The 1,077-nt window shown below is 36.9% G+C and carries 2 protein-coding genes; both read right to left on the minus strand.

Annotated features, from left to right (window positions below):
* Window positions 1–435 precede the first annotated feature (435 nt).
* Window positions 436–840: an H-NS family nucleoid-associated regulatory protein gene (locus tag KHQ28_RS25550; RefSeq protein ID WP_064147899.1), complete on the minus strand. Its 405-nt coding sequence runs from the start codon at window positions 838–840 to the stop codon at window positions 436–438.
* A gap of 153 nt (window positions 841–993) precedes the next feature.
* Window positions 994–1,077: DUF4756 family protein (locus tag KHQ28_RS25555; protein WP_211777727.1), on the minus strand; the 84-nt coding region annotated here is incomplete at its 5' end.

Consider the following 1,077-nt stretch of genomic DNA (forward strand, 5'->3'; position numbering starts at 1 on the left):
ATTTACATAGATAGTGGCTAGAGATTTTTCACACAGAGATGAAAAATACATAAAAACAAGAAATTGTTTTAAAACTATCATAGAACCATTTGGGTTCGTATGATAAATCAGGTTATTTTCGTTAAAAATTATTATTAAAACCTTGATTTATACCTAATACTATCAAGTAGATAATAAGTTTGAAAATAATAACAGAGAATTCCGTTGTCTCTGACGTAGATTAACTCTGTTCATGTTTTCCCTGATAATGATTCGCCTAAGAATCATATTATAATCACATGATCAGGTTTGTATATGTTTAATTGAACGGTGATCTGAATAGATTATATCGAATAGGTCAGTCATATCTTTCTCATATTCGTATCGTAAGAATTAAAGTGAAGAGCATAGCCGACAATATTACATTGGCGGCTTTTAATAAAAAATGTAATGAGATTAAATCTGGAAATCTTCCAGTGTTTTACCTGCTTCAATAGCAGCCACTATTGCTTTCGGAGTACGGCCCTGACCCGTCCAAGTCTGTTCATTACCGTTTTCATCTGTATATTTGTATTTAGCAGGGCGTGGAGTGCGTGTCGATTTGGTTTTAGGCTTAGTGGAACCTACCGCTGAAAGTAGCTCCGCAGGATCGATACCATCTTCTAACAGTTTCTGGCGGAAGGCTTCAAGCTTAGCCTGACGTTGTTCTTGTTCTTTACGGATGGCACTTTCTTCCTCACGACGATCTTCAACGATTGCTGTTAACTTTTCCAGCATCTCTTCCAGCGTTTCCAGATCAGTTTCACGAGCCTGTGCGCGAAGTGTACGAATATTGTTCAGTACCTTTAATGCTTCACTCATACTATGCCATCCTGTGTTTGAAATGGGGGATCGAAGGGTGTGCAGTATTGTCTGATGATCGATTTAAAACACACCAACATATTAATAATATAGTAAATATTAGCATTAGAGCAATCTATTAGAACCATTTCAAACGAAAAGCGGAGGATCGATTTATAGGGCCATTTTTCGTTGTAGTTGACTTGATGGTTCGAACTCTGACGAAATGTTAGAAAGTTGCTCAAGACTTTGCTCAAC

It is taken from the genome of Klebsiella sp. 28 (assembly GCF_018223905.1).
Lineage (GTDB): Bacteria > Pseudomonadota > Gammaproteobacteria > Enterobacterales > Enterobacteriaceae > Klebsiella > Klebsiella pneumoniae.

What these genes read in the sequence shown, in the direction of transcription:
- KHQ28_RS25550 (WP_064147899.1), bottom strand. Translation starts at nt 840, where the DNA reads ATGAGTGAAGCATTAAAGGTACTGAACAATATTCGTACACTTCGCGCA.